The sequence below is a fragment of the Ruegeria sp. YTSA144 genome, from assembly GCF_059610125.1.
Genome location: NZ_JBXWNA010000007.1, coordinates 163,521 through 188,990 on the forward strand (window position 1 = coordinate 163,521; position 25,470 = coordinate 188,990).

The following is a 25,470-nucleotide window of genomic DNA, read 5'->3' on the forward strand; positions in this document are numbered from 1 at the left end:
GATGCGTTTCACTGACAGCGACGAAGCAATCGAAAGGAATTTACGATGAACTGGGACCAAATTCTTGGACGCTGGACCGAATTCAAAGGCAAGCTGATCGAGCGTTTCGGCGATTTGACCGATGATGAGATCGAGCAAGCCCGCGGCGATCGCGAGCAACTGGAAGGCATCATCCAAAAAAAATACGGAGATTCGAAAGAAGACGTTCGGGAAATCGTGGATCGCCTGATGAAGGACATGTAGCCCAAAGGTGGATGCGCACATCGCGCGGGGCGGCATCAAGTCAATGGCGCCCCACAGACTCCCAAGATCGACCCCAACAGGTAATCACGAGCGCCATGAAACTGTCTTCCCTCATCAACACGCCCGTTGTCCCAGCTGGAACCGACCACGCAATTGGTCGCATTTCCGATATCGCCATTCGCGCTGGGCAGACCGAGTTGGAGTACGTCTTGGTCAATTTGAGCGTGGCCGGAGGGAATGACCCGGTGGCTTTCACCGCCGATACGCTCGAACTTGGTGCAAGCGAGGTAGTGTGCGCGTTATCCCAACACCAAGTGAATCATCTTCGACAACGCGAAGGAGGCGAAGATCCCCTTGCAGTGGACATTGAAGGCCTGCCGCCCCTGGTCGTAGGGCCGTTCGGCAACGCGATTGCGCCGGTTGTGATGGGGGCGGTCCTGAATGACGCTCTCCGCCAACGCCCGCAACCCACGCCACCCGGTAGCAACTTCCGATGGTTTACGAAGTTGCAGGGCAACCCAGTGTTTGACGTGACTGGTGAGTTGGGCAGATTCAAGGAGATTGAGTTCGACCCTGACACCAAGGCACTGCGGTTTCTTCTGATCGACGGGCGACCCGATATCCTGAGTGTTCCGTTCGCTGAGTTACGCAATATTCCCGACGACGAACACTACATGGTTCTATCCAGGTCTTCCGACCCGCTGCACCCGGTCTGAAGGTCTGGACACGGCTTGTCAAACCGCGCAGTTGCGCGGTTTTATTATTTCAAAACAAATATTTCTGAAATTTTTTGGGAACAAGTCGCGGCGTCATTCGTTTGTTCAACAAGACCGCGGGTAATGCGGTCAGAACAGACCAAAGGAGTGAGCTATGAAACGTTTTCTGACCACAACTTCGATCGTTCTGGTGATGTCGGCATCGGCCTACGCAGAAAGCTCGAATGTCGAAGAAGTCGGCAAGAACCTGGAAGAGGCAGCCGAGGCAGCCGGTGATGCGCTGTCGAATACCGCGCAGGACATCAAGAACGCTGCGCAGAACACGGCGGAAGACGTCGACCAGGCAGCCGAAGCAACCGGTCAGTACATCAGCGAAAAAGCCGGACAGATGGCTGATGCGGTCGATCCCACCACCATCGACATCGAAGGTTATGTCCCCGTTGCCCAAGGCACCATCCCGGCCGAAGATCTGACCGGCATGCGCGTCTATGACGTCTCGCAAGAGTGGATCGGTGAGATCGAAGAGGTCGTCGTCGACATGGACGGATCGGTTGAAGGGGCCGTGATCGGCGTCGGCGGGTTCCTCGGCCTGGGGGAAAAGGATGTTCTGATCGATTTCTCGCGCGTGTCGCTGATGCGTGAAGTCGATGGTGACACCACCCATGCATTTGTTCACGCGGACAAAGAGATGCTGAAGGATATGCCGGCCTACGAAGGGTCGTAAACCGGCTCCTCAGTCGCAAAACTCGTGATCAAGCCGCCGGCCGATTTTTCGGTCGGCGGTTCTTCAATTCCTGTCCATCCGCCGCGATTAGATCAGCGGGCGCGGAACGGCTTCGGTGATTTCGACCAAGCCAAGCTCGGCCAGACCCTCAAGGTCTTTAATCAGCAGCACATTGTTGGCCCACTCGGCCAGGCCGAGATCCTTCAGTCGGCGCAGGGTCTTGTTCGTGTGAACCAGCGACAAGCCCAACGCATCCGCAAGATCCTGCTGCCGGTAAGGCAGCGGACACCGCAAGCCTTTGGCCAATCCGACAGCCTGCGACCGTATGTAGAAACGGTGCAGGCTCCACGCGATCTTCTCGATCGCACCGCGCTGGCCAACGGTTGTCAGGGCATCGCCCAGGAAATGCTCTTCGACGGCGGCCAGGAATGTCAGGTCAAAGGCCCGATCAGGCTGATTCTGATATAACTCGAATAACCGCGAGCGATTGAACACACACAGCCGCATCGCGGTTGTCGCTTCGACCGAATGCCGCATCTCGCCCATGACGCCAGCCTGCAGCCCGACCAGATCGCCAGGAAGAACAAAGCCGATGACCTGCCTGCGACCGTTTTCGAGCGTTTTGTAACGAACGCCCATCCCGCTCAGAACCGTGAACAGATGCGCGGATTTCGCGCCCTCGATGAACAGTTGTGTTCCGGGTTCGGCCTGCATCTCACCGGTTTTGAAACCCTGCATGAATCGCAGGTCGTCTTCCGAGAACGGCAGGAAGACGTCCATCTGCCTCAGCGGACAGTCCCTACATGCGATCAGAGAATTTTTTCGTTGCTGTGTCATAGTTTATTGCGGCGCTGTGGGACTGCCCTAGGGTGGCATCGAACAGATTTCAGGATGGTATTTATGGAAGCTTCTTCCCGCAGCGTAGCAGATGTTTTGATTGTTACGGAAAACTTTATCGAAGCAGCGGACATCAGTGACGCCATCCCCGCAGTTCCAACCGATCGCATTGTCCATATCCGCGAGCTGCACGCGGGCGGGCATTTCTGGCAGGATCCCAAATTCGCCCCGGCCTTGAGCGTTCTGAGCTATCGCAGAAGTGAGACGTCATTTGACGCCGTCGCGCGGCTGTTGGCCGAGCGCGGCAGTACACTGTTGCTGTTGGACCCGTCCCCCGAGGTGCAAGCGCAATTTGAATGTGCGGCACTGATACGGCCTTTTACTGCCGCAGATCTTGCCCGCAAGATCGCAGCCATTGATTTCAGTGGGAACGGCTTGAAGATCGGTGCTGATCCTGGGTGAACTGGCACAAGGCCCATTTTACCATCTATACAGTTGACTCAAAAAAGCGCGGCCGATGCCGCGCTTTTTTGTACCGACAATTTCCGCGCTGATCAGATCGCGCTGCGCGCGGCCTTCGGGCCAAAGATCAGCCAGCAGATGAATCCGATGACCGGAAGCAACAGAACGAAAAGGACCCACAGAATTTTCGCACCGGTCGTCGCAGACGAGCCGATGATCGAAATAATGGCCCAGATCGACAAAACCAGGACGATCAGACCGCCAATGCCATATACTTCCACCATACCGAAGTTCCTTTCGAATTACGTGTCGTTGTTCCTACAAGGACACAACGCGATAGGTGGCTAAAAGTTCCCGACAAAGATCTGGGTGTGATCCCAGTTCTCGCACGAGGCTTGAGGATTTTTGCGTCTGATGGAACCAAAACGACCGGCAGAACGTTGGGTTTGAAGGTCGATACAAGGGGTCAAAATGTCCGATACACACAACGCGCCGCGAGACGATCTTGTCGAGAAAGAGAGTGAACGCGAAGCGGTCGAAGAAGCGTCCGGGCTGTCTCCGCGCCTGATATTCGAGACCATCCGCCAAAACGGTGAGGAGGAACTGGACCGCCCGACCAAAGCGTTGTTCTGGTCCGGGATTGCCGCTGGAGTGCTGATCAGCTTTTCGGTGCTGGGCGAAGCGATCTTGCGGGCACATCTGCCCGAAACCAGCGGGCGCTTTCTGATCGAGAACCTGGGTTATTCCCTCGGCTTTGTCTTAGTCATCCTGGGGCGGATGCAGCTATTCACCGAGAACACGATTACGACCGTCGTTCCAGCCATGATAAATCCGTCCGTCGCGTGCTTCACCAAAACCGCGAGGCTGTGGGCAATCGTTCTGGGTGCCAATGTGCTGGGGGCGTTTGCGATATCTGCCTTCCTGATCTATACGCCGGTGTTGTCGCCCCAACTCGTCGCGGTCATCAACGACCTGAGCCACCACGCCACCGGCATGGGCGCCTGGGTTGGCTTTCTGCGCGGAATACCGGCGGGGATCCTGATTGCGGCGATCGTTTGGATGCTGCCTTCGGCACAGAACAACGAGGTGCTGGTCATCGTAATCTTCACCTGGATGATTGCGGCCGGTGACTTTACCCACGTCGTTGCCGGATCGGTGGAAATGGCGATTCTGATGCTTCAGGGGCAGTTGCCACCAGGCGCAGCCGTTTTCAGCTTTTTCCTGCCCGTTCTGGCCGGCAACATCATCGGAGGAACCGCTGTCTTCACGATGCTGGCCTATGCCCAGATCAAACCCGAAATAGAAGAAGATCCAAAGCGCGACTGAGGCGCTTTGGGTCTTTGGGATGGCGGGTTGGTTAGCATGGCAGAGACGAATAGCGCTGTCAACGATTCCTGATGAAGAACCAGATCAGTAGACCGGCCAAACCCAAGCCGAGCATGGCCGGCAATACGTACTCGATGCCCATATCGGTCGCAAAGTATCGCGTGTTCTAACCGCGGTCCGCCTTGCGCAACGCGAGGCCCAGCAGGACACCCGCGCCCAACGCTCCGACCATAGCCAGACCCGGGTTCTCGCGCACGAACGCGGCGCCCTTCTCGGATGTCTGTGTCAGCTGCTTTTGCGCCTCGTCGCGCGCCGTCTTCAACGTGTCACGCGTTGCGGTTACGCCATCTTCCAACGCTGATTTGGCCTCCTTGGCCACTTCGTCGATCCGCGCCGCCATCTCTGCATGCGGAGTGTCCTGAGGGGTCTTCTTCGCCGTTTTCTGTGTCATGTCAGATCTCCTTTCATCAACCCAACGCGGGCGGTCGCCAATGGTTCCACCAAAATAACCCGGAACCAATCCGGGGTTCCAAGCGTTGACCCATCAGCAATCACAGAAATGAAAGGAAATCCCATGTTGTCTTGGGCGCTGATCTTTTTCGCACTTGCTATCGTTGCTGGCATCTTCGGGTTTGGCGGCATCGCGTCGGCCTCGGCCGGTATCGCGCAGATCCTTTTCGTGATCTTTCTGGTCCTGTTCATCGGTTCGCTGATCTTGCGGCTGATCCGTGGGTAAGCCCCCGCGCATCCGCACTCCCTGAAACAGTACCCCGAGGTTCAAAGCCCCATGAAAGATGCCGTCCATACCCAAACCGCCGCCGAATTGCTGGTTGCCTGCCTGGAAGCCAACGGCGTGACCTGTGCATTCGGTGTTCCGGGTGAGGAAACAACCGATCTGATCGCCGCAATCGACCAGTCGAGCATCGACTTCGTCCTGTGCCGGCACGAGCAATCGGCGGCGTTCATGGCATCGGTTCACGGTCGATTGACGGGGAACCCGGCGGTATGCCTCTCGACACTTGGACCTGGGGCGACCAACCTTGTCACCGGTGTGGCGGACGCCACGCTTGACCATGTGCCGCTGATCGCCGTCACGGGGCAGGGTGCGCGGTCCAGGCTGGGCCGCGAAAGCCATCAGATCATCGATCTCGAAGCACACTTCGCGCCAGTCACCAAGTTGAGCCGAACGCTGATGGTCGCGGATGAAATTCCCCAAGTCGTTGCCGAGGCCGTGCGGTTGAGCAAGCTCGACAAGCCCGGTGCCGTCCATCTTTCCCTGCCCGAGGATCTGGCCGAGGTCCCGATTCTGGCCGAACCTTTCGTGGCGCCGCCGACAGCCGAGGTGCGGCCGGCGGCCGATGCGGTCATCCGTTCAGCGCGCCTGCTGGCCGAGGCGAAAAAGCCCTTGATTCTTGCAGGACACGGGGTGATCCGATCCGGCACGGCAAGCGACGTGCGGGCACTTTCAGAAAGCCTTTCCGCCCCGGTCGTCACGACATTCATGGCCAAAGGCGTTTTGCCTCCGGGGCACCCGCTCTCGCTGCATTCGGTCGGTCAACCGGGCAAAGAATTGGTGTCTGAAGCCTTCGACCTGTGCGATCTGATCATTGCCATCGGGTTTGACCCGGTTGAATATCCAACCTCGAACATCTCGATGGGCGGTAAGAAGCCGGTTCTCGAGATCTCGGACGTGGCCTCGGCGGTTGATGTGGACTGGCCGGTAAAGGCCGCTCTGACTGGGGATCTTCCGCACTGCATTGACGTTCTGGCGAAGGCCACGGCCGAACGTTCCGCGCAAAGCTGGTTCAAAAGTCTCCAGCGGAGGATTGACGCCTCGCTGGAAGGTGGGCCAACACCTTCCGATGCCGCCTGTGTCGCGCCGTCGAACATTTGTCAGGCGATTTCCGAAACGCTTCGCGAAGGCGACGTTCTGTTGTCTGGTGTGGGCTTGCACAAACTTTGGGTCGCCAGCAAGGTTCAAGCGCGCCGGGCAGGGCAAATCATCATTCCGAACGGCCTGGCCGGTATGGGCCTTGCGCTGCCCGGAGCGATTGAGGCGGCCCGTCTGTTGGACGAGGGTCGGGTAATCGCCGTTTGCGGTGATGGGGACTTCCTGATGAACGTTCAGGAGATGGAGACGGCGGCCCGGTTGTGCGTGCCCGTTACTGTTCTGGTCTGGGAAGACAACGGCTATGGTCTGATCGACGAAAAACAACCAGGTGCGCGCGAGTTTTCCTTCCGCAACCCCGATTGGGAGTCACTGGCCCGATCCTTTGGCTGGGTCTATCACGACATCGAAAGCCACAGCAAACTTGCTCCTGCGCTGCAGGCGGCTGCCGACGTCGCCGTTCCGACTTTGCTGCGGGTATCGGTCGACTATTCGGCTGACGGCGGAATGCCCACTGTCACCTGATTTTTTTCGTCGAAAGTGGAACAACGCCAGGCTTTGGGCGTTTCTTCCCCAGTAGAAAAAAGGAGTTGTCATGACCGACGCATTGAACGTTGTCCCGAACGAAAACCCCGTTTCCACTGGCGTGCGCGACACCGCGCCCTTGGCCAAGGGTCTGGCTGATGTTCTGGCCGACACCTACCGGCTGACCTTCAAGACACATGCGTATCACTGGAACGTGGAAGGCCCGCTGTTCTATTCGATCCACAAGCTGACCGAAGAACAGTACGAAAACATGTTCGCCGCTGCTGATGAGATCGCGGAACGCATCCGCGCGCTGGGTCATCTGGCGCCCTCGCGCATGTCCGACATCCTGGATTTCTCGGCCATCAAGGATCGCGAAGGGGACCTGTCCGCCGCCGACATGATCGAAGATCTGGCTGCTGATCACGAGCGGGTGGCGCACCGCCTGCACGCCCTGACCGAGCTTGCAGGAAGCCGCAAAGACGTCGTGACCGAAGATCTGGCGACCGAACGTTCGGCATTTCATGAGCAGGCAGCTTGGATGCTGCGGGCGATCTCGAAATCAAGCTGACGCAGTGACCGGGCGCGTGTGTCGTTTTGCGACCCAACTGTGCGCGTTTAAGGTCTTGGGCAGGCTTGCCGAAAAACCGGCAAGCCTGCACATTCCGATCTAGTGACTAGTCCAAAGGGCGGCAATGTCTGAAAAAAACACGAAAAGCCAAAACTTGGCCGAGGAGCGGACCGACTGGGCCGAAGACCGCACTATATTGGCAAATGAGCGTACGTTTGCTGGCTGGATGAGAACCGGAATGGCATGCGTGGCCATTGCCCTTGGCCTCAAGGCCGTATTTTCCGCCGTCGAACCCGAGTGGCTGGCGAAGGCTGCAGCCACTCTTTTTGTGTTGATCTCGCTGCTGATCTATTGGGGAGCGTGGATGAACGCCCGCCGCGTGTATTCCCGATTGGAAGCGCACAGCGCCCAACCGGCATCTCGCTTCCACTTGCAATTGGTTGTTGGAAGCCTGTCCCTCGGATCAATCGCATGTTGCCTTGTGTTGTGGCTTGTCTAAGCGGGCTTGCGCGGACATAGCCTTCGTGCCAGTCAAGACCGGACTCCTGAATCTCGTGGCGATCGCGGTCTAGGCGTCGTATAAGGCTCTGAGCTGTCGTTCCAACGACATGACGCATGTTGACTTTTGTGTCGAGGCCTGGAACGAGGCCATCATTGCACATAACCCGCCCGCGCAAATCAATAAACACTCGCCGATGAAAGCTGGTCAGCGTTTTTGACGAAAGATGATGCAGACGCACTTCCTTTGAAGGAATGCTTAAAAAAACCTGACATCAGCTAGGCTGGCTACGGGTTTGAACTAGGGTTAGAAATCAGCGGCTTTTGTCCCCCATTCAAAGCGACTGTTCTTGCTGAGCAAGTAGCAACACAATCTCTACAGCGCATAACACATTATTTTAACTTAGAAAAAAGTGGTGAGCCGTGCAGGATTCGAACCTGCGACCCACTGATTAAAAGAACGGCCAGAGCCATTTCGCTGTATTTCTCCGGATTTCGTCACATTGACAAAAATGAAGCGAAAACAATTATTTACGTTGACCTTCGTTGCGCCTTGAATTCATGACTTACTCCAGAATTCGCCGCCATTTGCTTCCGTATAGCTTCCGGAAGCAGGCCGGAAGCAAGGAGTGTTCTGGATATGTTCAAATTGACCAAACGCGCAGTTGAGGGGCTGGCCGTTGAGACCAAGGAATACCTTGTCTGGGACCGGGACATGCGCGGCTTTGGGCTGCGGGTCTATCCGTCCGGCAAAAAGACCTATCTGGTTCAGTATAGAGCTGGTCGCCGGACGCGACGGATCACTATCGGCCAGCATGGCGTTCTGACGGCTGAGGAAGCACGGACACAAGCCAAGCAGCTTCTGGGCGACGTTGCGCGCGGATCAGACCCATCTGCCGAGAAGCAGGCCAAGCGACGCGCACCGACCGTTGCCGGGCTGTGTGACCGGTTCCTTGAAGAATATGTCGATCAGCATTGTAAGCCGACCACAGCCCGCGATTATCACAGCGTCATTCGCCGATTCATCAGACCCAAACTTGGGCCTATCCCAATTGCCGAAGTAAACCGTGCCGACGTGGTGGCTTTTCATCACGGTTTGCGCGAGACGCCGTATCAAGCCAACCGTGCGGCGGCGATGTTGTCGAAGCTGTTCAATCTGGCCGAGGATTGGGGATTGCGGCAACCGGGATCGAACCCCGCGCGCCGGATCAAGAAATTCCGCGAAGAAGAAAAGAAACGCTATCTTTCAGACGAGGAACAAATACGGCTTGGCGAAGTGCTGGCCGAGGCGCTGGAAGACGGCACAGAGACCGTATACGTAGTGTCGGCACTCTTGCTGCTGATTTACACCGGATGCCGCCTCAGCGAGATTCTGACCCTGCGCTGGGACTATGTAACGTCGCACCATCTGGAATTGCCGGACAGCAAGACCGGACGCCGCCGCATTCCCCTGCCAAGGGAAGCCTATGACATCCTGATGGAATTGCCCCGGCAACCGGGGAACCCTTATGTAATACTAGGAGAGTCAGACACCGGGCCGCTAAACAACCTGCAAAAGCCGTGGCGGCGCATACGTAAGACGGCAGGGTTGGAGGATGTCCGCATTCACGACCTGCGACATACATATGCCTCGGTCGCCATGAAAGACGGGATCGATCCGTTCACTCTGAAAGAGATTATGGGTCACAAGAATCTGACAACGACACTACGTTACGCGCACCTTGCCGATGATGCTGTTCAGCGCGCGGCTGGGTCTGTCGCGGCAAGATTGGCACGCGCAGTTCGCAAGGATGTACGAGCCGCGCCCCTTCGGGTTGTGCAGTAACGTTACCTTACATAGGGGCATCGGCAAGGATTTGAACGCTCTATGTATTGGTTACGTTACATAGGGCACCACAAAGCGACCATAAGATATCATACAGGCTTGGAACACATGCTGGACAATCACGACAAGAAGCTTGAACTGGACCTTGAGCATATGTGGGGCCAGATGCAACTACCGTTGCCCGTCGCTAAGGGCTTTGCCACGGATATTGAATATATTGCTCGACACTATCGCCCCAAGGACCGGCGAATAAAGCCGCTGCCAGCAAAAGAGCGAAAAACGATCTATAGCAAGCTAGAAAAGACCGTCAGTTCTTTGCTGGACCAGCTTTCAAACTTACCTCCTTCTATTCAATGGGAAATCGAAGAAGTTGGAATGGCGAATGAACCGGAAGACTATTTTGAGAACGCGATTGGTGCTGACCACGAAGGGCTGGACTACGGAGAGTATTTGATTGACGTCCTGAAAGGGAAACTTCCCGAGATAGCGTTCCTGATCCAAGAAGGGCTGGAGCATCACAAACGCCCACGCGCCCGCCCTAAACAAAATGAAAGCTTGGAAGATACAATCCAACAGCTTGCGAAAGTGTTCCAACACTACACCGGACGCAATCCAGTAAAGACCTATCGCTATGACGAACTGGACGAAGAACAGCCCTACAAGAGCGATTTCTTTAGTTTCATGTATGCGTTTTTCTGGGTCGATCAGAATCACAAATTCCCTACGTCGCACACTCTCGGGAACGCGACATTGCGCGTGTTTGGCCTTAAAAAATAGGGGATGTCATAAATGGACAAATTTTGAGCCATATATGACATTAGATTGAGACGGACCTACGCTGCATTCTTATTGCAATGAAACGCTATGCAGCGAGGCAACGATGCAAACACAGATTGACCCTGACTACTTCGACCGGCTCATCGACGAGAAAGAAGCCGCCAACTATCTCTGTTATTCAGTACGCGCATTGCAAAATTGGCGTGTTCGAGGTGGTGGGCCTATGTTTGTAAAGGTCTCTGGTCGGTCTGTCCGTTACACGCGCAGTGACTTGAAAAAATGGATCGCTGAAAAGCGCGTCGCCAATACCAGCGCCGCACCTTCCTAACATTTGAGTTTTGCCCGTTCAGAGTTGGCAGCGCTGAGCGGGATTTTGGGGCCGGATGGCTCTCAGGGGCGCGGGGTGTCGCCACCCTGCGCCCTTTTTGTGTCTGCCAAACAATTCAAACAAGGAGTTCACCATGACACAGCAACCCGCTTTCAAATTCAAAATCGGGCTGATCACCGCAACGATCTGGGACAATGATGGGTTTTTCTCAGTCGATATCTCACGATCCTACAAGAACGGGGAGGGCGACTGGCGTACCACCAGTGCGTTTTCTCACAATGACCTTCTGAACGTCTCTAAATGTGCGGAACGTGCAGAGAATTGGATTTCGCGCAAGCAGGCAGCAGCCAGCCAATGATATCCGCCGGGCGTCCAGCCCGGCCCCAAAACAATAGCTGCCCCGCCGGAGGCACTATCGAAGGGCGCGCCAGCGCCCGCCCCTTTTCCCAACCTCAACCAAATCGCGCGGCATTCGCCGAAAGAGGGGGGTGATTGTAGCACCCCCCTCTAGAAATACCGGAACCCAAGGAGACCTCAAAATGCACGTAGTACATCGTGGATTCGACACTATCGCACTTTCGATTCAGGCGAATATCTCTCAAGATTTGTTCGACTTGCTGAACACTGAACGGGAAAGAGCCGAAGAAGAGCGGCACCCCGTTCCTTTCAGCTACGGCGGCGCAGACTTTGACTTGTTGCCCCATGGTGGCAACGGGTATCGCTTTATCCTCAAAGGAGGCCCTTTGGATGTGCATTGGTCCTTCAAGAAACCAAATGCGCGTGATCCTTGGGGCATTCGGGTTTCGGTTGGTTCAACTCTTCTGGCGACACAAGGGCTCGGATACGCACGTTCCTACATCGATAAGACCCTAACTAGGCTTGGAATCCGCTTTGAGTCGCATCAGGTCAGTATCAGCCGTGCCGATTTCTGCGTCGATATTCTCGCGCCGGAGTTCGAACTTGTTCCTGAAAACTTCGTCATTCACAGCCACAGTAATCGCGCCGACTATCTTACCGCTCAAGATGACATGCGAAGCAACGGTAAATCTGGTCAGTTCACATCTGTCACGGTTGGCAAAATGCCGGGACGGCAGGTCATCATCTATGACAAGCGTCGCGAAGTGATTGATAAGAAAAAGCCGATCTGGTGGGATATCTGGAACACCAACCTTGAGCGGGAAGGTTTACCCCCATTGGGCCCTTCTGATGCGTCGCAGAGCCGCGTGTGGCGTGTTGAGGTACGTGCCGGGAAGGACTTGCTCAAGGATCGTTGGCAGATCAGGACGTGGCCCCAATTCGACGCCATGTTCGGCGATGTCATTTCCGAGGCGTTGCAAAAGATACGCTACTGTGAGCCTGATCCTGATGACAGCAATCGCGCCCGGTGGTCCAATCATGAAATTTGGGACTTAGTTTCTGGATCGTCGGAGGATGACTTGCAGGAAGTGCGCAGCCACATCGACGCGACCAACATTAAGCACGTACACCGAAACGAGCAGATACGTCTGATAATGACACAGATTGCGGGCCTTGGGATCACGCTGGCCGCGCTGGAAGATACTCAGGAAAGTGAGTTGAGTGATTTCATGGAAAGTGTTGCAGGCAGGCTCGTAGAGAATGTACAGGCTGACCCTGAGCGCGCAGCAAACAAGCTGCATGAAGCCAAGAACAGATATCGGTTTATTGCCTAAACCGCTGACGAGCACTCGCCTTTATTGTGGCGTGCCCGTTTGGGCAGTTTGAGCCCTCAGCTACCATTGCCGAATGGCCTGAATACTGCGGTCGCATTCTGCCGCTGCCAGCCCTAAGCGGACATCCATAATCAAGTTTTGCAGTTTCTTTTGACACACTTCGATCTCGAACCATGTCAAACAGACCTATTTGAAGATCGCAGCCCTCTCTCTGGAGACCTTCAATAGAAACCAATCTCGCTGACATCTACGCGGGCCTCGTGATCGCGCCCGTAGGCTACAACTCCAACTGAGATGATTGCGTTTGCAACAGGAGTAGTGCGCAACATGGCACCGGAAGCCTTGAAGCCTGACAGAGGCAAATAAACGTCTGTCCATTCGTTAGAAGTTGCAAACGCGGCCTGATAGTATTGCCACGGAAGCACTGTACCACGTGTTCTGAGATGAACGAAGTATGGCCCGCCGTTCCCCCGTACCAATAGCCTGACGCCTGATACACCCGTATCTGGCCGATCAGACAACTTGCGTCGGAACTGGATGAAACCGCCGTTGTTTTCTGTACTGACGGTCCCGGTCAGCCGCGCGAATGCGACATCACCTTCCGATCGAAACTGGACCTGCCCTGAAGAAACTCCTCCCATGACGGTGTCGGCGACGTAGTCCCAACGCGTCTCCGGAGACTTGGAGAAGTCTTCAGTTAATTTTCCATCAGCCTGAGCCATTGTGCATCCGATGATGGCAAGACCTGAAACAAGCCCAATGAAGTTGGCACGCATATTGTTCCTTCTCAGTTCAGTATCGCAATGGAAAGGTTCAGCGCCGTGGCAAATGCGACCCATGCAAAATACGGCAGGAAGGCCAGTGCGGAAACCCGATCTGAAGCCCTGACCTGAGCTATGAACATGACAATGACAGCCAACAACGCGACAATGACAACAAGGGCAAACCACGGCAGTTGCAGTACGAAAAAGGCTGGAGACCACAAAAAGTTCAGACCCATCTGAGCCCACCATAGCTTCATTGCGGTCGAGCTGCGGTCTGTTTCGAACTGGCGCCAACCCGCCATAGCGATCAAGACATAAAGCACCATCCAAACCGGCCCAAAAATCCAATTTGGTGGATTGAAAGCCGGTTTGGAAAGCTGCGCGTACCATTCGCCAGGTGCGGTCAGTGTCCCGATCAGGATGCCGCCGCCCACCACGAGCGCAAGGAATGCTATGCGGATCAACGAATTCGACATTGCGGGACAGCTTTCAGCAGTCCTTTGTCGTCACGTTGACAAGTGCTTCGGAAGAGAAGGTCGCAGTACTGGTCTTATCCGCATCAGTATATGACACCGTGGCGCCTTCGATCTCCGACCCGGTTACGGTGATTTCGCGTTGCCCGATAGTGTCATCTACATCGATGGTAAAGGCGAGTTTGTCCCCGGCTGCGAAGGAGGCGATCTCAAGCGCAATTGAATCTTGCCCGTCCACGACAGCTGGAATTTGCCGCAGAGCATCTGCACCCTCAACGAATTCGAGAGGTTGGAATACCTCTACACCCGCGCCTTTTTCGGTAACGTCGAAAATCAGACGTCCGGCAGATTGCGACAAGTCAATTTTGAGGGTCGAAGCTTCTACTTCACAAGCTCCGACATTTGTCAAAACAAAACGGTCTTTGGGTGCGCCTTCTATGAAGCGAATTTGAACTCCGGCTTGAAGCGAGGTGGCTGCAAGTGATCCAAGGATCGCCGCAAGAATACTCTTCGGGAGCATATTTATCTCCTTCCTAATTGGTTCGTGATATATACGCTTCGGCGGGTTTCTTGGATCAGACTTATGCCATTTGATTATCGCGGTTTAGCCGACAGGGCCTTTCGAAGTTCCATGCACCGCACTAAAATCGATCCCCACGTCCACCAGACCATCGGGCCAGATCTGATGGGACAGCACAACAACGCGGCCGTCTTCACCACAGGTTCGTTTGATGTCCACACGCTTTCACTACGAAAGCTCAGATTGCGATTGCAAACCAAGAGCAAACCAGAAAGCGCTACATTTGCTGCATTCTTTTCCAGCATGCGTTGTTTCGACCGTCTTGTTGATCCGTCGTTGGCGCGTTGTTGGGTTCTTGGCAATCTTGATCCAGCGAAGGACGTTGCGTCGGTAAGAGGGGGGCAATTGCTCCCATTTGTTCAGGTCCAATTCACCGGATAAATCGTCTGGCACAATCAGAGCATCGACGTCATCAAAGAAGTTCCATAGCCCTGACGCCTTACTGGATGTTATAGACGCCTCTCCTGCGGGGTGCATTAAGCCTTCTTGCCTAAGGTGCTCTGCTTTGTCCTTTTAGCTTTTGGACCAAGCTTGCTGTTTTCGCGGGCTGATCAGTTGCGCCGTCCGGTCTTCATCGATTGTAAATCGTCTTCCATCAATCCAACCATGCGCGATCAGCGCATCCTGCACCTCGTCCCGACTGACATATTTCTGCGGATGTGCCGCCTTCCACGTGATCAGCCGGACGCTATCACGTTGCGCAAAATGCGTGCTCAGCCACTCCCACAGTTGATCACGGGATGTGACCTCAATATCAGTCACGCGCCACCATAGTGTTCATGCTTGTGTCATCCGTCGCAAAAAAGCTTCAGCCGTCTTTATGTGCGTGCTCTTGGCCTCTGGCGACATCCGTTCAGCCGTACGGCACATCATCGCCCATCGGGGATTGCCAGCCAGTCTATCGCTGTGTTTCAGGATAAAGCGCCAATAAAGCCCGTCCCAAATGTCGGCCCAGGGCCCTTTGCCCCAATTGCTCATTTTGCGAACATAGTTTGAACCCGAAAAGTACGGTTTGGTGGTGATCAACCCGCCATCGGCATGCTGGCTCATCGCGTAGGCATTGGGAACCATCACCCAATCATAGCTGTCGACGAACATTTCCATGAACCAGCGATAGACATGATCCGGATCAATTTCGCACAGAAACATAAATCCGCCCAAAATCATGAGGCGTTCAATATGATGACAATACCCTGTCTTGAGCACCCTTTTGATCGTGTCGTCCAGCGGATCAATACCAGTGGTTCCGTCGTAGAAAGCGCGGGGCATTGGTCGGTGATGGCCCCAGTGATTTGTAGTGCGCATCGGCACACCCAGGCTTTCATAGGTTGCACGCATAAACTCACGCCAGCCAATGATCTGGCGGATGAAACCTTCTACCGAATTCAGGGGAATACCCTTGCGATCCGCATGCGCCAGTGCAGCGTCCAAGACCTGTTTGGGCGTCAACAATCCAATGTTCAAGGCTGGCGTGAGAACGGCATGCCACAGCCAGCTTTCACCCGCAACAATGGCATCTTCATAGTCGCCAAAGTGATCAAACCGCCGTTCCAGAAACTGCGCCAGCCAGTCGGACGCATCTTTGTGTGATGTCGGATAATACAACGTATCCAAGCTGCCCAACGCTTCTGGAAAATCATCAAGTACGCTTGCTTTCGCGGCTTCATCAACCGCGTCATGGGAAGGCCAGTCGATCCAAGGCAGGCTGCCCAACAGCGCCTTGGGCACTTTCTTACGGTTTTCCTTGTCAAAGCTCCATTGTCCCCCCGCCGGTTGACCGCCGTCCATCAAAACATTCAAGCGGCGGCGTTGGCTTTTGTAGAACTCTGCCATGAACCAGCGTTTGCGACCGGCAAACCAATCCTGATTGTCGGCCCGAGTGTTCAAAAAACCAGGTGATGGTCGGAAATCGAGCGTGATATCGGTTCTGCCAGCCGCCGCCCGAAGACGTTTTTCTGCAATGAAGTCTACCGGATCAACCATGATTATATGGCTGATGCCGCGGTCCCGCAGACTTTGAAACAGGCGCAGGCAAGCGCCCGGCTGCCGCTCAAAGGGCCAAATCGCGGCATCAAATCCCTTGGCGACCAAGCCATCGCGATAGCGCGTCATGGAAGCACGGTGCAGCCAAAGCTTTTGCTTGTGCATCATGGCAGGATAAAACGCATCGCCAAAGAAAAGCGGGTCTTCGAAAAGCACAACCGCGTCGGGTCGGGCAGCCACACCGGGGTGCTGGGCAAACAATTGGTTGGGAAGTAAAAGCGCGGCAGTGGACACCGGCTATGGCCTTGGTTGGGTGGCCAGGTTCAATTGGCTCAAAAGCGATGGGATCTTCTTTCGAAGACCAAAGAAGCCGGCCCTTGCATGAGGCCATGTTATCGTGTCGTGGGGTCGTATTATCCGGTTCAAAGACAGGCCAGCGTCCCTCAACAGAGGTTCCGCACGATCCAGTCGTGACCGAGTGGGGCCGACGGGCGCATAGGCTGTTGCAATGGTTTTGACACCGGTATTCCGCGCGGCCTCGATCAACGGATCACTCCAATCCTCGGCGGATTGCGCGCGCTTTCCGTGAGGTTCCAGGGCGCTATTCATCGCGCCTTCGGCAAAATCCGTTACAGCGCCTGCAATCGGATTTGGAGACCGACCATGCGTCGCCAAAAGTCCAATCGCGGCAGCAGGCGATGTCGGCATTAAGCTATCGGCTGACAGATCATCCTCGGTCAACAGCATGAGGTAAGGGCCCTCTGGGGGCTCTTGCGGAGTCAAAAGCGGAATAAGCGGGTGTTCTGCTGTCTCGGTCAGAGGTTCGGCAAATTTGGCGAGGTTTTTTGGTTGAAACCGTCCTTCGGTGTATTTGGCAATATTATCAGGTCGCGCGAGGTAGGTTTTGCCTTTTGTGTGCAGTCCGCCGACCCACCGCCAGCTCAGCGTGTTCGATGCGGGATCGCCATCCAGCAAATGCCGCAAAAAGAAGTCCGCGCCAAGCTGCCAGGGTATGTGGAGCGTAAAAATCCAGATTGATGCAAACCACATGCGCGCATGGTTGTGCAGGTAACCGGTCGTCACCAGTTCCCGCGCCCAGTGATCGAAACAGTCGATGCCGGTATTGCCGTTCACTGCATCGTTGAAACGGGTCTCTAAGCCCTGATCGAATTTTAGTCGCTCTAAAGCACTCAACAGATCACGCTGATAATGTGCCCAGACGCTGGGCCTCTGTTCCAGCCAGCCCTTGAAGTAAGTGCGCCAGAACACTTCTTGAACGAACCTCTCCGCCGCGTCGGAATTATGGGACGCTAGTACAGTTGCCAGTACCTCTTGTTCCGTTATCAAACGGTGGCGCAGCCAAGGTGACAAACCCGATACATTGCTGCGTTGATCGGTCCCAAAATCGTAGTTCCGCTTACCTGCATAATGCCGACCGGCGCGTCCCACGAACTGCTTCAGCCTTTTAAGGCCATTGGTTCGTGTGGGCTTGAAACTGATCGTCTCTTTCGCTTCCGCAAGTTCTGGAAAAATCTCGGTCATGCGGCCGACCTGCATTTCTTCGAACAGTATTTCACTTGATCCCAAACGTTTTTCCATTTCTTGCGCAAGGTGAACGGGCGCTTGCAGATCGGGCAGATTTTCTGGGGCAAATCGGCTTTCTTCCGCATCCTCATCATTGGTCCCCCAAAGGCAGGCCGAGTTGCTCTTGACTTTGAGCCGACCGCGCATTTTTGCGAGCAGTCCGCCTGGTCTTTCGGCTCGCGTGCTTTGCTGCGATGGCTTGCGCTTGGGCGCGAAACTCAGTGCTCCGGCGGACGCCCCATACCCGCTCTCGCGCGGCTTTGCCTGCTGCGAGATGGTCAAAAACACGCTCTGGATAATGCGCTCCGATGATTTGTTTCCCATCTTGGGCTTTCCAGGGTTCGTGGATGTACCGATCCGAAATATGGGCCAGTTCCGGCAACCATGTCCGAATGAACACCCCGTCTGGATCCTGATCATAGCCCTGCTTAACTGGATTATAGATGCGCACGGTATTGATGCCAGTGGTGCCTGATTGCATTTGCACCTGGTTCCAGTGAATGCCTGGCTCATAGTCCGTAAACATGCGCGCCAAATGCTCACCCGGGGCTCGCCAATCCACCCAAAGATGATAGCTCGCCGTGGCCATCACCATTGCGCGCATCCGAAAGTTGAGCCACCCCGTCGCTTGCAATGACCGCATACATGCGTCCAAAAACGGATATCCCGTTTCGCCTATGGACCAGGCAGCCAAAAGCTCGCAATCTGGCGCTTTCGGTCGAAGCCCGTCGTAGAGGCGATGCAGGTTTTCAAACTCGATCCGAGGTTCATCCTCGAGTTTCTGAATAAAATGGCAATGCCAATGCAACCGGCCCGAAAACGAGCGCAGTGATTTGCGCCAGTCCTTTGCTTGTGGCGGCAATTGGCGTCTTTGCCTTTCAGTCGCTTGCGAGACCTCGCGCATAGAAAGCGCGCCCCAAGCCAGGTGGGGCGACAGCCGCGAACACGCAACGGCTCCCTCCAAAGGGCTGGACATCTCGCGTTGGTATCTTTTGCCTCGGTATGTCAGAAAGCTGTTCGGCCGCTCCAAACCAGCAGCTCGTCCACCGGCTTGACGACCAACGCAAAGATCATCCCGCAAGCCGAGGTCGCGCGCCGTGGGAATATACCCTGGTTCTATATCGATATGCTGCAGCGCAACTGGTGGCGAAACGGGCAATGCCATAAACCTGTCCCATCGTTCCGCCCAGCCGTCACGAGACTTGAGCCTGCGAAAAACGCCGTGGTTTTGCACTTCTTGCCACTGCACACCATGATCCCTGCACCATTCCGCGACCTGACGGTCCCGCTGATACGTCCAATTGTTCCCTGTTTCCTCGTGTGACCAAAGTACGTCGACTAGACCAAGATCCTTCAACTCGGATAGGACCGACACAATCTGCCCAGTGCGCACAACAAGAGGCTGGCCAAGTTCCCCAAGGTCTTTTCGAAGTCCGGCGATTGTCTCAGCAACAAAGTTCCACTGCCGTGTTGACGCGTCGGGTTGCTGCCAAAGCTCCGGTTCAACAACATAGAGTGGCAGAACTGGCCCGACCTCAGACGCCTGCGAAAGTGCCGGATGATCATTTACCCGTAAATCCCGTTTGAACCAAACGACCTGCACGATACCTCCGTTCTTCAAGTACTGTACGTATGGCCACAGAAATCGGATCTTTGTTTCAACCACCTCTCCACTTCGCTGTGGACGCGGCCTTTGCGCAGGCGCCATCGGCCTTCGGCACTTGAAGGTTGGAAGTTTCCGCGAACTCATTGATGAGCGTCTGGCTTGGAGAATGAGACCTTGGCAATAGTGACATAGATTGGTGACGGCTCTGAGCCCTAAAACACGATGCCAAAAACAAAGTTGGCCCAACTTTAATTTGTTTGAACTCTGATTTCTGAACACAGGTTAAAGAGACCACCACAACGACCTGTACGCCACCAAGCACCGTGAGCGCAATTGGCAGCGAACCCCAGAACATCTATCCCCAATGCATCGTTAATGGGAGAAAGCTAAATCTAAACCGAGTCATCTCGTTTGCGCATCGAAATCGGTAAATTAGGCTCATGCAGCATTTCGCCTCGTCGATCATTCGATACGGAAACCATTGAATTTATTTGATTGCCGTAGTCAATTTTTTGTGGCGGCGACTTTTAAGCTCTCTTCAGCAAACCGCGAGATAACTACAAGCCTCGCGCACTATGCAAAAATTTTGCCTATACGCCTGCAATTCGAGCAAAGCTGTCGTTAACTATGACTTGCGGCATCCCAAGTTGCGGCTTCATGGCGCATCTGTGTTCCACGACTGCCCCATTGTTTCTTTGGTTTTCGCGCTAACTCTCACGAGCATATCGGCGAAACCCAATGGGCAAGGTCAAACAAAATGCACAAAACGGACAATGCTGAGTTTGCACTCACATCTGATGACGCCGATCAATCGCACACTACGGTGTACTACGATGGATCATGCCCGCTTTGCTCCGTTGAGATCGGGCATTATGCTTCTTGCAAGGGCGCTGAACACCTGCGGTTTGTCGACGTTTCAGAACCCAATGCTCGTGTCGGGGCAAATCTAACGCGGCAAGAAGCGATGGATCGATTCACTGTGCGCCGACCAGATGGAGAACTTGTGTCCGGTGCGCGCGGGTTCACGGAACTCTGGGGCACTTTACCCAAATGGCGTTGGCTGGCGCGTCTGGCAGGCTTACCGGGGGTAACGTCCCTGCTAGAACTTACATACCGAGTTTTCCTGCCCTTAAGACCGAAGCTTTCGAAGATCGCCTCTTGGTTCGGAGCGAAGCCGGTTAACAGGACAAATTCGTCGACATGATCAACCTAAACGATGGGCATTTCTAATGGCTGGGTTGGCTCTTCAAAGGCGTTCTCGAATCCGCGTTTGGCAACGTTTGCGCCGTATTCACACTTCGTCTTGGGTTGGTCACACTGATCAGTGACGCAGGTTTTTAGTTGTTCGGCTTGTTGGTTTTGAGTGAATTGGGCTAGTTCAGATGACGTACTTTTCAAGCAGCGTCTTCACGGGCAGCGAGGCATTCAATCGAGTAGCCAACAGGAACATTCCCCCAATCTTTCGCTGAAGGTAAAGAACGTCCATTGGCACCTGGGGTGGGATATAGCCAACCTCGGCCAACGCCATTCCCTCTTTGTTCAGGCGGTGGGAAAGAGTTCGGTCAGAGAAATCAAATTCATTGGCAGATAGAATTGCTTCGAAAACGCTGTGGATCATTCCGAGAATCCGGTCGTCAAATGGACCATCACCTTCAATAAGCTTCAGTTGTATGGCAGCCTTACGAAGCGCCGCGCCGTCTTCAAGCAAACCGGCGCGCAACAGATCCAAATATCCATCTATTGCAGATGGTTGCAGTGCGCGTGCCGCGCCAAAATCCAAGAGACCGATTTTTCCATTGGATGGGTTGTATCGGTAATTGGCAAAGTTTGGGTCGCTCTGCATGATACCAAACTCGAAAACCTCGCGCAGCGTGAGATTGACCAAGGATTCTGAAACTCGATTGCGTTCCTCGCTGGTCGCATCACTCACGGCCTCGATAGGGCGACCTTCCAGAAAGGACATCGTCAGAACTTCTGGCGTGCTCCAATCCGGAAAGAACTCCGGGATTTCAAACGCTTCATCACTCTGCAAGAGGTCTGCAAAATGGCGCAGGTGGTGTCCCTCGCGTTCATAATCGGTTTCTTCATGCAGTTGACTGCGCGCCTCTTGGATATACGGATCCAGATCAAAGCTCTTGGGAAGCAAACCTGACATGCGAACCAGCGCAGCAACATTGGCGACATCGCTGTCGATACTGCGCGCGATACCGGGATATTGCACTTTGATCGCCACATCGCGCCCGTCTTTCAATGTCGCACGATGTACTTGCCCAATGCTCGCTGCCGCTATGGGCCTTACATCGAAAGATTGGAAGGATTTTCGCCAGTCTGCACCCCAAGCTCGGTTCAGGACGTCACGCAATTGTTTCGGCGGCATGAAATGCGCCTGATCTCGTAAACGCTCCATGATGTCAGCCAGTTCAGGCGGCAAGACCTCACCTGCATCCATCGAAATCAACTGACCCACCTTCATCGCGGCGCCTCGCATGCGAGCAAGCTGATCCGCGACTCGTGTCACGTTGCCGGGTGTCATCAACAAACCACGCATATCGGGTCGCGCACCGCGACCGATCTCTCTTAGGGCGCGTGCTGCCACGTTCCCCGCAATGCCTGCTGTCATGCTGCTCAAACCGGCAACACGGACCAAACGGCTTGTAGGAACGGCCAAAGGGGTTGGCGAGGATTTAGGGTCCGTCATTTATCCTCACCAAAATTCCGTGCCCGGAGCGCCTTTTATACGACCCTTCAAGTTCTCGGTGACCCAGCCTCCATAGAAGTCCCCGGGTTGCGGGATCACCCGGTACTCACCAACAAAACAAGCATCCATAAGTCCGGCGTAAAAGGCGAGATAGTCCTTAATCTGTTCAAATCTGGTGGTTGGTGCAGCATAACTCCACGCAGCTTTCTTAGCCGCAGCTGCCCCGCTCTGAACGTCCCAGTAGCTCGCAACACCCTTCCACTCGCAGTATGATCTACCTGAGGCCTTTGTCAGAACGGTATCAATGTCTTGCGGCGGAATATAATACGTGGGGGCGTGGTGGGTCTCGAGAACCTGAAACGCCTGGTCAGTTTCTACGATTGTTCGACCGCCAAACTCTATCCGTAAGTTATGGGGCACCTCCCGCAGCGCAGGTGGCCGGGGATAGTCTTGAACATTTTCAGTTGTCCAACCTGTCATTTCGAACCTTGGTTATGAATCAGTTGTTCCATCTTCGAACTAGCGCGCCGACAGCGTTATTCTAGCGAGAGAGCTTTGAGCGCATGGCAGGTGAACTTGCACCAAAATTGGGCTTAGTGTCAGCTTGGGACGGGCAACGTTATTTGACCGACTTAGCAGCCCGAACCGTCGAAATGAGTGTCCTAAATCTACCAGTTTGCCAATAGTTCGTCCATGCGCTCTAGGCCGAGGTCGAGGTTGGCAGCAGCACCTCCCCCCACACCCAGTCGGATGTGGTTCTGCATCCCGTAAGACGAACCCGGTAGTAGAAATGTCCGATAGGGATCGGCGAGCAAGCGTTTGGCGAACACGTCGCCATCAATCCCATCGAGCCGTGCCAAACCAATTAATCCAGCCTGAGGTTTGACCCAATCGAGGTTGGGCTGATCGGCAACAAACCTATCCAGGCGTTCCAGCGTTTTCATCCCAGCTGCCCGTGCAGTTTTCAAAGCCTGATTATATCGGTCAGACCTCAAGGCGATTTCGGCGATGACTTCGCCGAGAATATTCATAATTTCGCTCGAGTTTTCCCGCAGAATAATAGCGTCCCAAATGAGATCTGAATCACGGCATATCATCCAGCCGGTGCGTAGCCCCTGGAGCCCCAGTGCCTTGGAAACGCTGCCCGTCGTGATACCCCTTGGATACAAACCAGCAATCGAAGGGGCACGGGACCCGTCCCACTCCAATCCCGCGTAAACCTCGTCAACAACCAGCCATGCACCTACGCGATCTGCGATTTGGACAAGCCTTTCCAGCTCTGCTTGTGTCATCAACTGCCCGGTGGGGTTATTGGGGTTGGTCATAAAGATGAGCCGCGTGCGCGCTGTTACTGCGGCCTCAACTTTGTCGAGCGGCAATACCCAACCAGCACTCTCTTCGCGGTCGACAACTTTGAGCGTCGCGCCGACTGCCTCTGCCAATACGCCCGCTTGTGGCCAGCCCGGGCGTTCCGTTACGACTTCGTCGCCCGGTTGGACCAATTGCATGAATGCAAGATAATTGGCTTCCGCGGCGCCGGCGGTGATCAGAACGTCGTCTGGCTTGCAAACATCAGACAAGCCGGCGCGGTCCAAAACATGTCGTCGTAAAGCAGGCAGACCCCGAAAGCTGTTTTGGTTCCAATCCAACGGCAGCGCTGGATCCAGCGCATCCATGAATTCACCCAAACGCGGCGACTCGGACAAGGAAAACCCAACGAAAGCTTCTGGATCCGCTTCCGTGGTATCCAGTAGGTATTGAAAGAGTGTGTGTATCTTGACTTTCATGCTCTACTCAAAATCTTTGTAGTCAATCAGGGAGAGAGTCTGTGCAAGCAGAGGGATTTGTCAAAGGGCGACCGATTGACCTTGCGGTTTTGGACTACGGGCTGTTCAAGGTCCATTCCACTGGCCGCATCATAGGTATCTGCGGGTTTCTGATCCGGACAGATTTGGGAGAATCAATACTCATCGACACTGGATTTCCTGAAAAATACGCCATTGATACCGACGCCGCGGTCAAAGAAGATCGATTGTATGAGTTCGGCGAGGTTCTGAAGTGCGAACCAGACAATCTGCCACGCGCACAGCTGGCAAAACTCGGGCTTATTCCGTCAGACATTACATTACAGATTTGTACGCACTCCCATATCGACCATATCGGTGCATTGGGCGACTTTCCAAACAGTCCCATTCTCATCTCCTCTGCCGAGCGAGCCTTACCTCGCCCCTTGTATTGGGGCGATATGCGGCCGATGGAATGGCCCGAGCAGGATTACCTGGTTATTGATGACGACGTAGAGATTGGGCCGGGTATCTTCGTTTTGATGGCACCCGGTCATGCGCCTGGCCAGATCGCGGTAATGGTCGATCTTCCGTCGGGGGCGATTTTATTGACCAGTGATGCGATTTCCCGACCAGCAGAAATCGACGAGAAGTTTGCCGGGTCTTGGGACGAAGATGCAGCAATTGCCAGCGCAGACAGGTTGATGCGTCTGGCATCCGAGCGAGATGCCTTTCTAATCTATGGGCATTGTCCAAAGCAGTGGCCTGTTCTGAAGAAAGCACCAGAAGTCTACAGCTGACCCCACCCCTTGGACCATCTTTCCGAAAAGTGATGTCGCACCAAAGAGTTATCTGACGTCGCGCCCTTGGTTCAGAATAATCACATTCCCACTGGAAACATCCCCTGCCGGTGAAATGAGAAAACCAACCCAAGAGGCGATTTGCTCAGGTAGCATCGCATGACCATGTGGCATGGCACTAACGGCTTTCTTCAAGACTTCCTCGGTCAAGACATTGAACAACGGTGTCTCAGTCATGGCAGGTGCCAGAGAATTTACACAGATTTTATCCTGTGCGTATCGACGGGCGAGGTCTTTTGTAAGGGTATCCATCGCTGCCTTTGACGCGCGGTAGTGCGGAGGGTCGAACACATCGAAATTGTAAGCACCGTTCGATGAGATATTTACAATCTTTTTGATGCCTTCGCGTTCTAACATCAATTGGACCGCTTGCTGGCAACAATGGAATGCAGAATTAAAGTTGATTGCCATCTGCTTTTCGAGTTCCTCGGGCGGAATGTGCGGGAAGTCAGACATAAAGCAGGTGCCAGCGTTGTTTACCAAAGCATCCAGACCGCCATGGGCTGTCCTAATGCGCTCAAACGTTTGAGCCACGGCCAAAGGATCAGTTAAGTCAACGGAAATAGGTGTGAAGTCCGAACTAAATTCTGATGCCAGTTCGTTCAGACGCTCTTCTTTGAGGTCCAGACCAATCACATGCAACCCGTTTGTCTGCAATTGGCGGCAGATGGCCTGCCCCATCCCTCCCGCGGCGCCGGTCACAACCGCTGTCTTCATGGTAACTCCT

General features: G+C 54.6%; 32 protein-coding genes and 1 pseudogene. 16 read left to right on the plus strand and 17 right to left on the minus strand.

Features of this window, described 5'->3' with window-relative positions; translation table 11 throughout:
• The first annotated feature begins 45 nt into the window (after nt 1-45).
• The 3 genes from AC2FF8_RS15625 to AC2FF8_RS15635 all read left to right on the plus strand — a co-directional run bounded on the left by AC2FF8_RS15625 (nt 46) and on the right by AC2FF8_RS15635 (nt 1,683).
• On the plus strand, nt 46-243 hold the full coding sequence (locus AC2FF8_RS15625) for a CsbD family protein (protein WP_093961665.1): 198 nt from the start codon (nt 46-48) through the stop codon (nt 241-243).
• Nucleotides 244-338: 95 nt separating this feature from the next.
• Nucleotides 339-959 carry a PRC-barrel domain-containing protein gene (locus tag AC2FF8_RS15630; protein WP_171725987.1) on the plus strand — a complete coding sequence of 207 codons (621 nt, stop codon included), beginning with the start codon at nt 339-341 and terminating at the stop codon, nt 957-959.
• 154 nt (nt 960-1,113) lie between these two features.
• Nucleotides 1,114-1,683: a PRC-barrel domain-containing protein gene (locus AC2FF8_RS15635; protein ID WP_425079907.1), complete on the plus strand. Its 570-nt coding sequence runs from the start codon at nt 1,114-1,116 to the stop codon at nt 1,681-1,683.
• An 87-nt stretch (nt 1,684-1,770) separates the two neighbouring features.
• Here AC2FF8_RS15635 and AC2FF8_RS15640 read toward each other — a convergent pair whose 3' ends face one another.
• Entirely contained in the window at nt 1,771-2,520 is a 750-nt protein-coding gene (locus AC2FF8_RS15640) for a Crp/Fnr family transcriptional regulator (RefSeq protein ID WP_496880142.1), read from the minus strand.
• Nucleotides 2,521-2,583: 63 nt separating this feature from the next.
• Between AC2FF8_RS15640 and AC2FF8_RS15645 the strand changes: the two genes are divergently transcribed.
• Nucleotides 2,584-2,982, plus strand: coding sequence for a hypothetical protein (locus AC2FF8_RS15645; protein ID WP_425079905.1), 399 nt, complete (start codon nt 2,584-2,586; stop codon nt 2,980-2,982).
• 92 nt (nt 2,983-3,074) lie between these two features.
• Here AC2FF8_RS15645 and AC2FF8_RS15650 read toward each other — a convergent pair whose 3' ends face one another.
• A complete protein-coding gene (locus AC2FF8_RS15650; protein WP_093961670.1) occupies nt 3,075-3,266 on the minus strand; it encodes a PLD nuclease N-terminal domain-containing protein in 192 nt (63 codons plus the stop codon).
• A gap of 187 nt (nt 3,267-3,453) precedes the next feature.
• Here AC2FF8_RS15650 and AC2FF8_RS15655 point away from each other — a divergent pair, with 187 nt between their 5' ends.
• Complete coding sequence (locus AC2FF8_RS15655) at nt 3,454-4,308, plus strand: formate/nitrite transporter family protein (protein WP_496880143.1); 855 nt, start codon at nt 3,454-3,456, stop codon at nt 4,306-4,308.
• 166 nt (nt 4,309-4,474) lie between these two features.
• Here the strand turns inward: AC2FF8_RS15655 and AC2FF8_RS15660 are convergent, their stop codons facing one another.
• On the minus strand, nt 4,475-4,759 hold the full coding sequence (locus AC2FF8_RS15660) for a hypothetical protein (protein WP_425079904.1): 285 nt from the start codon (nt 4,757-4,759) through the stop codon (nt 4,475-4,477).
• Between the two features lie 123 nt (nt 4,760-4,882).
• Here AC2FF8_RS15660 and AC2FF8_RS15665 point away from each other — a divergent pair, with 123 nt between their 5' ends.
• The 9 genes from AC2FF8_RS15665 to AC2FF8_RS15705 all read left to right on the plus strand — a co-directional run bounded on the left by AC2FF8_RS15665 (nt 4,883) and on the right by AC2FF8_RS15705 (nt 12,411).
• Nucleotides 4,883-5,044 carry a DUF1328 domain-containing protein gene (locus AC2FF8_RS15665; RefSeq protein ID WP_093961673.1) on the plus strand — a complete coding sequence of 54 codons (162 nt, stop codon included), beginning with the start codon at nt 4,883-4,885 and terminating at the stop codon, nt 5,042-5,044.
• Between the two features lie 51 nt (nt 5,045-5,095).
• Nucleotides 5,096-6,721, plus strand: coding sequence for an acetolactate synthase large subunit (locus AC2FF8_RS15670; protein ID WP_496880144.1), 1,626 nt, complete (start codon nt 5,096-5,098; stop codon nt 6,719-6,721).
• A 70-nt stretch (nt 6,722-6,791) separates the two neighbouring features.
• On the plus strand, nt 6,792-7,292 hold the full coding sequence (locus AC2FF8_RS15675; protein WP_170360286.1) for a Dps family protein: 501 nt from the start codon (nt 6,792-6,794) through the stop codon (nt 7,290-7,292).
• A gap of 124 nt (nt 7,293-7,416) precedes the next feature.
• A complete protein-coding gene (locus AC2FF8_RS15680; protein ID WP_171116923.1) occupies nt 7,417-7,791 on the plus strand; it encodes a YidH family protein in 375 nt (124 codons plus the stop codon).
• Nucleotides 7,792-8,430: 639 nt separating this feature from the next.
• Nucleotides 8,431-9,615 (plus strand): site-specific integrase, encoded by a 1,185-nt coding sequence (locus AC2FF8_RS15685; protein ID WP_496880145.1) that lies wholly within the window; start codon nt 8,431-8,433, stop codon nt 9,613-9,615.
• 108 nt (nt 9,616-9,723) lie between these two features.
• Nucleotides 9,724-10,392 carry a hypothetical protein gene (locus tag AC2FF8_RS15690; protein ID WP_496880146.1) on the plus strand — a complete coding sequence of 223 codons (669 nt, stop codon included), beginning with the start codon at nt 9,724-9,726 and terminating at the stop codon, nt 10,390-10,392.
• A 103-nt stretch (nt 10,393-10,495) separates the two neighbouring features.
• Complete coding sequence (locus AC2FF8_RS15695; RefSeq protein WP_171116851.1) at nt 10,496-10,720, plus strand: helix-turn-helix transcriptional regulator; 225 nt, start codon at nt 10,496-10,498, stop codon at nt 10,718-10,720.
• 133 nt (nt 10,721-10,853) lie between these two features.
• Complete coding sequence (locus AC2FF8_RS15700; protein ID WP_425079899.1) at nt 10,854-11,078, plus strand: hypothetical protein; 225 nt, start codon at nt 10,854-10,856, stop codon at nt 11,076-11,078.
• Nucleotides 11,079-11,259: 181 nt separating this feature from the next.
• Nucleotides 11,260-12,411, plus strand: coding sequence for a hypothetical protein (locus AC2FF8_RS15705; protein WP_496880147.1), 1,152 nt, complete (start codon nt 11,260-11,262; stop codon nt 12,409-12,411).
• 221 nt (nt 12,412-12,632) lie between these two features.
• On the opposite strand, the gene AC2FF8_RS15710 is transcribed toward AC2FF8_RS15705, so the two are convergent.
• The 10 genes and pseudogenes from AC2FF8_RS15710 to AC2FF8_RS15755 all read right to left on the minus strand — a co-directional run bounded on the left by AC2FF8_RS15710 (nt 12,633) and on the right by AC2FF8_RS15755 (nt 19,398).
• A complete protein-coding gene (locus AC2FF8_RS15710) occupies nt 12,633-13,187 on the minus strand; it encodes a CIA30 family protein (RefSeq protein WP_425079342.1) in 555 nt (184 codons plus the stop codon).
• Between the two features lie 11 nt (nt 13,188-13,198).
• Entirely contained in the window at nt 13,199-13,651 is a 453-nt protein-coding gene (locus tag AC2FF8_RS15715) for a TspO/MBR family protein (RefSeq protein ID WP_496880148.1), read from the minus strand.
• A 13-nt stretch (nt 13,652-13,664) separates the two neighbouring features.
• Nucleotides 13,665-14,168, minus strand: a complete 504-nt coding sequence (locus AC2FF8_RS15720) for an aggregation factor core (protein ID WP_425079344.1) — start codon at nt 14,166-14,168, stop codon at nt 13,665-13,667.
• 84 nt (nt 14,169-14,252) lie between these two features.
• The gene (locus AC2FF8_RS15725; RefSeq protein WP_496880149.1) at nt 14,253-14,387 is read right to left on the minus strand and encodes a hypothetical protein; all 135 of its coding nucleotides are present in this window, start codon (nt 14,385-14,387) and stop codon (nt 14,253-14,255) included.
• 9 nt (nt 14,388-14,396) lie between these two features.
• Nucleotides 14,397-14,705 (minus strand): YdeI/OmpD-associated family protein, encoded by a 309-nt coding sequence (locus AC2FF8_RS15730; protein ID WP_496880150.1) that lies wholly within the window; start codon nt 14,703-14,705, stop codon nt 14,397-14,399.
• Nucleotides 14,706-14,741: 36 nt separating this feature from the next.
• Nucleotides 14,742-14,990 carry a YdeI/OmpD-associated family protein gene (locus AC2FF8_RS15735; protein WP_425079346.1) on the minus strand — a complete coding sequence of 83 codons (249 nt, stop codon included), beginning with the start codon at nt 14,988-14,990 and terminating at the stop codon, nt 14,742-14,744.
• Nucleotides 14,991-15,005: 15 nt separating this feature from the next.
• On the minus strand, nt 15,006-16,505 hold the full coding sequence (locus AC2FF8_RS15740; RefSeq protein ID WP_496880151.1) for a cryptochrome/photolyase family protein: 1,500 nt from the start codon (nt 16,503-16,505) through the stop codon (nt 15,006-15,008).
• Between the two features lie 3 nt (nt 16,506-16,508).
• On the minus strand, nt 16,509-17,849 hold the full coding sequence (locus AC2FF8_RS15745; protein ID WP_496880199.1) for an FAD-binding domain-containing protein: 1,341 nt from the start codon (nt 17,847-17,849) through the stop codon (nt 16,509-16,511).
• Nucleotides 17,813-17,890: pseudogene (locus AC2FF8_RS15750) on the minus strand (DUF2256 domain-containing protein); the annotation flags it as partial. The pseudogene AC2FF8_RS15750 and the gene AC2FF8_RS15745, both read right to left, overlap by 37 nt.
• A complete protein-coding gene (locus AC2FF8_RS15755; protein ID WP_496880152.1) occupies nt 17,887-19,398 on the minus strand; it encodes an FAD-binding domain-containing protein in 1,512 nt (503 codons plus the stop codon). The pseudogene AC2FF8_RS15750 and the gene AC2FF8_RS15755, both read right to left, overlap by 4 nt.
• A gap of 760 nt (nt 19,399-20,158) precedes the next feature.
• Here AC2FF8_RS15755 and AC2FF8_RS15760 point away from each other — a divergent pair.
• Entirely contained in the window at nt 20,159-20,605 is a 447-nt protein-coding gene (locus AC2FF8_RS15760) for a thiol-disulfide oxidoreductase DCC family protein (protein ID WP_496873123.1), read from the plus strand.
• A gap of 174 nt (nt 20,606-20,779) precedes the next feature.
• Here the strand turns inward: AC2FF8_RS15760 and AC2FF8_RS15765 are convergent, their stop codons facing one another.
• The 3 genes from AC2FF8_RS15765 to AC2FF8_RS15775 all read right to left on the minus strand — a co-directional run bounded on the left by AC2FF8_RS15765 (nt 20,780) and on the right by AC2FF8_RS15775 (nt 23,886).
• Nucleotides 20,780-22,021, minus strand: a complete 1,242-nt coding sequence (locus AC2FF8_RS15765; RefSeq protein WP_496880153.1) for an ABC1 kinase family protein — start codon at nt 22,019-22,021, stop codon at nt 20,780-20,782.
• Between the two features lie 84 nt (nt 22,022-22,105).
• Entirely contained in the window at nt 22,106-22,579 is a 474-nt protein-coding gene (locus tag AC2FF8_RS15770; protein ID WP_257599844.1) for a DUF427 domain-containing protein, read from the minus strand.
• 188 nt (nt 22,580-22,767) lie between these two features.
• Nucleotides 22,768-23,886 carry a pyridoxal phosphate-dependent aminotransferase gene (locus AC2FF8_RS15775; RefSeq protein WP_257599843.1) on the minus strand — a complete coding sequence of 373 codons (1,119 nt, stop codon included), beginning with the start codon at nt 23,884-23,886 and terminating at the stop codon, nt 22,768-22,770.
• A 41-nt stretch (nt 23,887-23,927) separates the two neighbouring features.
• On the opposite strand from AC2FF8_RS15775, the gene AC2FF8_RS15780 reads away from it, so the two are divergent.
• On the plus strand, nt 23,928-24,683 hold the full coding sequence (locus AC2FF8_RS15780) for an N-acyl homoserine lactonase family protein (protein ID WP_496880154.1): 756 nt from the start codon (nt 23,928-23,930) through the stop codon (nt 24,681-24,683).
• Between the two features lie 48 nt (nt 24,684-24,731).
• On the opposite strand, the gene AC2FF8_RS15785 is transcribed toward AC2FF8_RS15780, so the two are convergent.
• The gene (locus AC2FF8_RS15785) at nt 24,732-25,460 is read right to left on the minus strand and encodes an SDR family NAD(P)-dependent oxidoreductase (protein ID WP_257599841.1); all 729 of its coding nucleotides are present in this window, start codon (nt 25,458-25,460) and stop codon (nt 24,732-24,734) included.
• Nucleotides 25,461-25,470: the final 10 nt, after the last annotated feature.

Bases quoted from the DNA above. Each gene is read 5' to 3' on its own strand.
- AC2FF8_RS15625 (WP_093961665.1), top strand. From the start codon at position 46: ATGAACTGGGACCAAATTCTTGGACGCTGGACCGAATTCAAAGGCAAG.
- AC2FF8_RS15630 (WP_171725987.1), top strand. From the start codon at position 339: ATGAAACTGTCTTCCCTCATCAACACGCCCGTTGTCCCAGCTGGAACC.
- AC2FF8_RS15635 (WP_425079907.1), top strand. From the start codon at position 1,114: ATGAAACGTTTTCTGACCACAACTTCGATCGTTCTGGTGATGTCGGCA.
- AC2FF8_RS15640 (WP_496880142.1), bottom strand. From the start codon at position 2,520: ATGACACAGCAACGAAAAAATTCTCTGATCGCATGTAGGGACTGTCCG.
- AC2FF8_RS15645 (WP_425079905.1), top strand. From the start codon at position 2,584: ATGGAAGCTTCTTCCCGCAGCGTAGCAGATGTTTTGATTGTTACGGAA.
- AC2FF8_RS15650 (WP_093961670.1), bottom strand. From the start codon at position 3,266: ATGGTGGAAGTATATGGCATTGGCGGTCTGATCGTCCTGGTTTTGTCG.
- AC2FF8_RS15655 (WP_496880143.1), top strand. From the start codon at position 3,454: ATGTCCGATACACACAACGCGCCGCGAGACGATCTTGTCGAGAAAGAG.
- AC2FF8_RS15660 (WP_425079904.1), bottom strand. From the start codon at position 4,759: ATGACACAGAAAACGGCGAAGAAGACCCCTCAGGACACTCCGCATGCA.
- AC2FF8_RS15665 (WP_093961673.1), top strand. From the start codon at position 4,883: ATGTTGTCTTGGGCGCTGATCTTTTTCGCACTTGCTATCGTTGCTGGC.
- AC2FF8_RS15670 (WP_496880144.1), top strand. From the start codon at position 5,096: ATGAAAGATGCCGTCCATACCCAAACCGCCGCCGAATTGCTGGTTGCC.
- AC2FF8_RS15675 (WP_170360286.1), top strand. From the start codon at position 6,792: ATGACCGACGCATTGAACGTTGTCCCGAACGAAAACCCCGTTTCCACT.
- AC2FF8_RS15680 (WP_171116923.1), top strand. From the start codon at position 7,417: ATGTCTGAAAAAAACACGAAAAGCCAAAACTTGGCCGAGGAGCGGACC.
- AC2FF8_RS15685 (WP_496880145.1), top strand. From the start codon at position 8,431: ATGTTCAAATTGACCAAACGCGCAGTTGAGGGGCTGGCCGTTGAGACC.
- AC2FF8_RS15690 (WP_496880146.1), top strand. From the start codon at position 9,724: ATGCTGGACAATCACGACAAGAAGCTTGAACTGGACCTTGAGCATATG.
- AC2FF8_RS15695 (WP_171116851.1), top strand. From the start codon at position 10,496: ATGCAAACACAGATTGACCCTGACTACTTCGACCGGCTCATCGACGAG.
- AC2FF8_RS15700 (WP_425079899.1), top strand. From the start codon at position 10,854: ATGACACAGCAACCCGCTTTCAAATTCAAAATCGGGCTGATCACCGCA.
- AC2FF8_RS15705 (WP_496880147.1), top strand. From the start codon at position 11,260: ATGCACGTAGTACATCGTGGATTCGACACTATCGCACTTTCGATTCAG.
- AC2FF8_RS15710 (WP_425079342.1), bottom strand. From the start codon at position 13,187: ATGCGTGCCAACTTCATTGGGCTTGTTTCAGGTCTTGCCATCATCGGA.
- AC2FF8_RS15715 (WP_496880148.1), bottom strand. From the start codon at position 13,651: ATGTCGAATTCGTTGATCCGCATAGCATTCCTTGCGCTCGTGGTGGGC.
- AC2FF8_RS15720 (WP_425079344.1), bottom strand. From the start codon at position 14,168: ATGCTCCCGAAGAGTATTCTTGCGGCGATCCTTGGATCACTTGCAGCC.
- AC2FF8_RS15730 (WP_496880150.1), bottom strand. From the start codon at position 14,705: ATGCACCCCGCAGGAGAGGCGTCTATAACATCCAGTAAGGCGTCAGGG.
- AC2FF8_RS15760 (WP_496873123.1), top strand. From the start codon at position 20,159: ATGCACAAAACGGACAATGCTGAGTTTGCACTCACATCTGATGACGCC.
- AC2FF8_RS15765 (WP_496880153.1), bottom strand. From the start codon at position 22,021: ATGACAGCAGGCATTGCGGGGAACGTGGCAGCACGCGCCCTAAGAGAG.
- AC2FF8_RS15770 (WP_257599844.1), bottom strand. From the start codon at position 22,579: ATGACAGGTTGGACAACTGAAAATGTTCAAGACTATCCCCGGCCACCT.
- AC2FF8_RS15775 (WP_257599843.1), bottom strand. From the start codon at position 23,886: ATGAAAGTCAAGATACACACACTCTTTCAATACCTACTGGATACCACG.
- AC2FF8_RS15785 (WP_257599841.1), bottom strand. From the start codon at position 25,460: ATGAAGACAGCGGTTGTGACCGGCGCCGCGGGAGGGATGGGGCAGGCC.